Origin of the sequence: Rubrimonas sp., from assembly GCF_036788415.1 — a bacterium.
In the GTDB taxonomy this organism is placed as follows: Bacteria; Pseudomonadota; Alphaproteobacteria; order Rhodobacterales; family Rhodobacteraceae; genus Rubrimonas.
In genome coordinates, this window is sequence record NZ_DAIQNN010000138.1 from 1 (window position 1) to 5,603 (window position 5,603).

At 67.4% G+C, this 5,603-nt stretch carries 6 protein-coding genes; 3 read left to right on the forward strand and 3 right to left on the reverse strand.

Annotated elements, in window-relative coordinates; all coding sequences use genetic code 11:
- Positions 1-49 precede the first annotated feature (49 nt).
- Genes V7Q31_RS17015 through V7Q31_RS17025 form a run of 3 tightly spaced genes read right to left on the reverse strand, consistent with a single transcriptional unit; the run spans position 50 to position 2,488 of the window.
- On the reverse strand, positions 50-979 hold the full coding sequence (locus V7Q31_RS17015; RefSeq protein ID WP_333835046.1) for a fumarylacetoacetate hydrolase family protein: 930 nt from the start codon (positions 977-979) through the stop codon (positions 50-52).
- Positions 980-998: 19 nt separating this feature from the next.
- Entirely contained in the window at positions 999-1,748 is a 750-nt protein-coding gene (locus tag V7Q31_RS17020) for a sulfite exporter TauE/SafE family protein (RefSeq protein WP_333835047.1), read from the reverse strand.
- The gene (locus V7Q31_RS17025; protein WP_333835048.1) at positions 1,745-2,488 is read right to left on the reverse strand and encodes a GntR family transcriptional regulator; all 744 of its coding nucleotides are present in this window, start codon (positions 2,486-2,488) and stop codon (positions 1,745-1,747) included. Before V7Q31_RS17025 ends, V7Q31_RS17020 begins: the two co-directional genes overlap by 4 nt.
- Positions 2,489-2,601: 113 nt before the next feature.
- On the opposite strand from V7Q31_RS17025, the gene V7Q31_RS17030 reads away from it, so the two are divergent.
- The 3 genes from V7Q31_RS17030 to V7Q31_RS17040 all read left to right on the forward strand — a co-directional run.
- Complete coding sequence (locus V7Q31_RS17030) at positions 2,602-3,474, forward strand: fumarylacetoacetate hydrolase family protein (protein ID WP_333835049.1); 873 nt, start codon at positions 2,602-2,604, stop codon at positions 3,472-3,474.
- 51 nt (positions 3,475-3,525) lie between these two features.
- Positions 3,526-4,611 (forward strand): hypothetical protein, encoded by a 1,086-nt coding sequence (locus tag V7Q31_RS17035; RefSeq protein ID WP_333835050.1) that lies wholly within the window; start codon positions 3,526-3,528, stop codon positions 4,609-4,611.
- 80 nt (positions 4,612-4,691) lie between these two features.
- Positions 4,692-5,603: tripartite tricarboxylate transporter permease (locus V7Q31_RS17040; RefSeq protein WP_333835051.1), on the forward strand; the 912-nt coding region annotated here is incomplete at its 3' end.

The window sequence follows — 5,603 nt, forward strand, 5'->3', positions numbered from 1 at the left end:
TCAGCTGTTAGCTCAGAGAGTATGGAAGAGGGGGGTATGAATTCGCTCCCTAGGCTGCGGCCACCGGGTTGCGGAGAACGCCTATACCCTCGATCTCGGACTCGACCAGATCTCCCGGTGCGCAGTAGCGCGTCGCCGCCACGAGGCCGGGGGCCGGCTCCCAGCGGCCGCCCAACTCTGTGTCCGACGACCACGCTGTGCCAGCCGGCGTGCCCGTGAGGATCACCATGCCCGGACGCATGGTGAAGTTTACCGAGAAGAAATGCACGAGGTCCGCACAGCCCCAGATCATCTCGGCAGTAGAAGACTGCTGGCGCAGCTCGCCGTTGATCCGCGTGCGGAGCATTTTGGCCTGCGGATCGCCAAACTCGTCAGCGGTGACGATCACCGGCCCCATCGGGGCGGAAGTGTCAAAGGCCTTGCCGCGCCCGAGTTCGTACCAAGTGAACCCCTCGGCGTTGCGGCGCACCTGGCGGTCGCGTGCGGTGACATCGTTCACGATGGTATAGCCGAAAATGTGCTCGTGTGCGTCCTCGACTGCGATGTGGCGGCCGGGTTTGCCGACAACTACCGCCAATTCGGTCTCGCAATCCAGTTTGCGGGTGAGGATCGGATCGTGCACGATCGGCTCGTCGGGGCCGATCACGCAGTCCCCGGTCTTGACGAAGAACTCGGGTTCCCGTCCAGAGAGCGGCGAACCCGCCTTCTCGGCGTTGTGGGCGCGGTAGTTGCTGCCGGAACAGAGGATCGTGGTCGGTATCATCGGCGCCGCGAGCCGCACGCCCGCCAGTGGGCGGCGCGACGCGGTCGGGATCAGCGCGCGGGCGGCCGCCATCGCGGCCGCGCCGCCCCGGATGAAGGCCGTCGTGTCGGCGAAGAACGCGGGGTCGCCGCCGGCCTCGATCGGGTCGATCAGCGCGTCGTCGACGGCGAGGCCGACACGCCGGCTGGCTCCGTTCAGATAGGTCAGCAGTTTCATTGCGGTCCTTTCGGGCAGCCTATGAGAACAGGAACGAAAGCGTCAGCACCGTGCCGAGCAACGCGACGCCAATCCGCATCGGCGCCTCGGGCAGACGCCCGGCCAAAAGACCGCCGAGCAAGCCGCCGACCAGCCCGCCCAAAAGAACCACCCCCGCCGCCGGCAGGTGCACAAGACCCGAAAGCAGCAGCGGGGCGACCGCGGTCGTATTGATTGCGGTCGCGACAGCGTTCTTCTCGGCGTTGGCGACGTGGATCGAGGCGACGCCGCTCAGCGTAAGGACCGCGATCAGCAGAAAACCCATCCCGGCGCCGAAGAAGCCGCCGTAGACGCCGCTTAGAAACAACAGCACGCCGGCGGCCGGGGCGCGATGGCGATCCGGAAGGACGCGGGAAGCCAGCGTCGCGGTGCGGTCGCCAAAGGCGATGACGGCGACGGCGGCGACCAGGACGAAGGGGATCACGGTCAGGAACGCCCGCTCGGACGCCACGATCAGCAATCCGGCCCCGACCAGCGCTCCCACCAGCGCCGGCCAGATCCGGAGCAGCAAGCCCTGCCCGTCGCCCGCGACGAGCCGGCGGTGCAGCAAGAGCGCGGGAAGCTGCGCTGGCCAGAGCGCCACGGTGCCCGTGGCGTTCGCCATGATCGGCGGCAGGCCCGATGCGAGAAGTATCGGGAAGACAAAGAGCTTCGCGCCCCCGGCAAGGGCGTTGACCACGCCGCCCACCACGCCGGCGGAGAGAAACAGCGCCAGTTCTTCCCAGGTCACGCGGGGTCGGCCCCGTCGGAGCCCGCCGCGCTGGTCGAGGCGCTCCGCAGCGCGAAATCGGCGGCGAGGTTCTCCGCCGTCGCGGCGTAATGCGCCTCGGTGAGATCGGCCGCGGCGTCGACGTCCCGCGCCAGCACAGCCTCAACGATGCGGCCGTGCTCGGCGCCCAGATCGCGGCTGCCGCGGCGCAGATACACCGAGGCGCGGCGATAGCGCTCGCACTGGTCGTGGAGGGTCTTGCGCAGGCGCAACAGCCACTTGGACCCGCAAGCCGCCACCATGGCGCGATGAAACGCCTCGTTCGCCGCTTCCCAGCGGTCGAGGTCGAGGTCGCCGCCGGCAAGGGCGGCGTCCGCCTTCCTCATGCGGTATGCGGCCGAGATCACGCCGACCTCCCATTCCTCGTCGCCGCGCAGCAGCGACAGCCGCAGCGCCTCGCGCTCCAAGGCGGTGCGCGCGATGTTGAGGTCGCGGAACTCTTCCATGTCGAGCGCGATGACGGTGAAGCCCCGGTTGCCCCCCGCCAGCACCATGCCCTCGGCGCTGAGGCGCTGCAGCGCCTCGCGCAGCGGGGTCGGTCCGACGGCGTAGAGATCGCTCAGCCTGCCGATGCGCAACCGCTCGCCCGGCGTCCGCACGCCGCGGATGATGTCGCGACGCAGCGCCTCGTAGGCCGCCTCGGTGAGCGTCTCGCCGTCAGACTTCTCCAGCGGCGTCGCGGTGCGTGGCGGTGCGCTCAACGATCCCCCCGTTCTGCGCGGTCGCACTCCCTTGTGCCGGCGCTTCCATGTGATTGACAACGCCCGCGTTCGGCGTATCGTACTTTTATCGATGAAAAAGGAAAGTCTCGATTATGAAGCTCCTGACTTTCAAGCGTGACGGGGCCATCGCCGCCGGCTATCTGGACGGCGAGGATGTCGTCATTTGCGCGGAAGGTCCCGGGGCCGATCGAGCCGTGGGGGATCTCGTGGCCGAGGGCGCTGCGGGGGTTGCCCGCTGGGCGTCTCTGGATGCGGCGCAACGGGCGCCTCTGGCGTCAGTCACCCTTCTTGCGCCGATGCCCGAGCCGCGACGCGACATCTTCTGCGTCGGCAAGAATTACCGGGCCCATGCCGCCGAGTTCCACTCCAGCGGCTTCGATTCCAGCGCCAGGGAAGTGGTGCCGAGCGAACCCGTGATCTTCACGAAGGCAACGACCTCGGTGGTTGGGCCCGGCGCTGACGTTCTGGGCTCGCTGGATCACACGGGGACCGTCGACTACGAAGGCGAACTGGGCGTGGTGATCGGACAGCGGGCTTTTCAGGTGTCCAAGACGCGCGCGATGGATCACGTTTTCGGCTATGTCGTGATGAACGATGTCACGTCGCGCGAACTGCAGCGCCGGCACAACCAGTGGGTCATCGGCAAGGGGATCGACACCTTCTGCCCCATGGGCCCGTATCTGGTTTCGGCCGACGAGATCGCGGATGTCGGCGCGCTTGAGCTGGAGACGCGGATCAACGGAGAGGTCCGGCAGAAGGCGACCGTCGCGGACCTGATCTTCGACATCCCGACGCTGATCGAGACCATGAGCCGCACGATGACGCTTCTGCCAGGCGACGTCATCGCCACGGGAACGCCGGTGGGCGTAGGCATCGGCTTCACGCCGCCGAAGTATCTGCAGAGGGGCGACCTTATGCAGGTCAGCATAACCGGACTGGGGGTTCTAGAAAACCGGATCGCCTGATCAGTCTTCAAAGAGACGGGCGCAAAGCGCCTTCGACAAGGGGAGGATACGATGGACCGACTTAACGTTGTGACGGCGCTTCTCGGCCTGGCGGTCGCGGGTGGCTCTGCGTTGCCGGCTGCCGCGCAGGGCGGCTACTTCGCCGGCAAGGAAATCGAGGTCGTGGTGCCGTTCGCGCCGGGCGGGGCGACCTATGTCTCGGCGAAGTTTCTCGAGCCCTTCTTCGAGCGGCATCTGCCGGGCAACCCGACAGTCACGGTTGTCGACCGTCCGGGCGGCGGCTCGATCCTTGGCGCCAACTGGTTCGAGGCCAATGCGCGCGCCGACGGCACCACGGTGCTGTTCACCACGTCGTCCACTTCGAACCCCTATGTTCTGGGGCAATCCGAAGTCGCCTACGACCTTGCGTCGTATCGTGTGGCTTACAGCCATGCCTTCGGCTCGGTGATTTTCGTTGCGCCTGGGCTGGGGGTCGAGACCGCCGCCGACCTGCCGAACGCCAGCGCGCCATTGATCTATGGTGGGATCTCGGCCGCGGCCTCGGACCTGCCGGCGGTGCTGTCGTTCGAGGTGCTGCGGCTGCCTATCGCCTCGGTGATGGGCTTTTCCGGGCGCGGTCCGACCCTGCTTGCCTTCCAGCGCGGCGAGACGAACCTCGAGGCGCAGTTCACACCGGTCTACATGACCCAGGTTGTTCCAATGGTCGAGCAAGGGGCCGCCATTCCCGTCTACACCGGCGGATCGATCGCGGAGGACGGTCGGCTGAGCGCGCGCGATGGCGTCGCGCCGGACCTGCCGTCGGTCTTCGAGGCGCACATGATGATCCACGGCGAGGAACCCTCCGGGATCGAGTGGGAAGCCTTCCAGGCGATCGCCACCACGACCTATGCCTTCGGGCTGACCGGCTACCTGCATCCCGATGCGCCGGAAGAGGCCCTGCAGGCCTTCGCAGAAGGCGTGGCGGCGATCAACGCCGATCCCGAGTTCATCGCGGGAAGCCGCGAGATCACCGGCGGCACGCCGCTGATGGCCGGGGTCGACATCGAGGAGAACGTGCGCAGCGCGCTGCAGCCGTCGGACGAAGTTCGGGCCTATCTTCGCAACCTGCTGGGCGAGAAGTTCAGCGTGCGCTTCTGAACCTGCGCGGACCTCTGCCGGGCGGCCGAGGCCTGTGGCCGGGCCGCTCTCTTCTCCGACAGTTCCTGCGGGGTTCGTGAATGTTCGGGCATGCCGCCATCGCGCTTGAGGCGCTGCTGGAGCCGATGCGCCTGCTGGCGTTGTTCATCGGCATGGCGGTCGGCCTGGTGTTCGGCATGCTGCCAGGGCTCGGCGGGGTTGCGGCAGTGTCGATCCTGCTGCCCTTCATCTACCAGTTCGACAGCTATGCGGGGCTGGCGATGCTGCTGGGGGCGGTGTCGGTGGTCTATACCTCGGACACGATCACTTCGGTCCTGCTCGGGGCGCCGGGATCGCCCGCATCGGCGCCGACCGCCATCGAAGGACACGCGCTGGCGAAACAGGGGCAGGCGTCGCGGGCGCTGGGCGTGGGGTTCCTCGCTTCGATGGTCGGCGGACTGGTCGGCGCAGCGGTGCTGTTTGTGGCGATCCCGGTCGCCGGACCGATCGTGTTGATGCTCGGCACGCCCGAATTGCTCATGTTCGCGCTGGTCGGACTATTCTTCGCCTCGTCGATGGTCGGCAAGAACCTGAAGAAAGGTCTTGCGGCGGCCTGTCTTGGGATCCTGCTCGGGGTCATCGGACCGGCGACGGCGGCGGCCGATTTCCGCTTCACCTTTGGCCAGGTCTGGCTCCTTGACGGGGTCTCGCTGACCATCATGGCTCTGGGGCTGTTCGGCATCGCCGAGGCGATCTCGATGCTGGCCATCGGCGGCGGGATCGCCGGGTCGGCGGTGGCCTTGGGTCCGCGCAGCGATGGCGTGCGCGACTTCTTCGCCCACAAATGGCTGATCCTGCGCTCTTCGATCATCGGCGTCTTCGGTGGCTTCGTGCCCGCGGTTGGCGCCTCGGCCTCGACTTGGGTGGCGTACGGTCACGCGATCCGGTCAGCGAAGGACAAGTCGCGCTTCGGCAAGGGCGAGATCCGCGGCGTCGCCGCGGCGGAGGGCGCC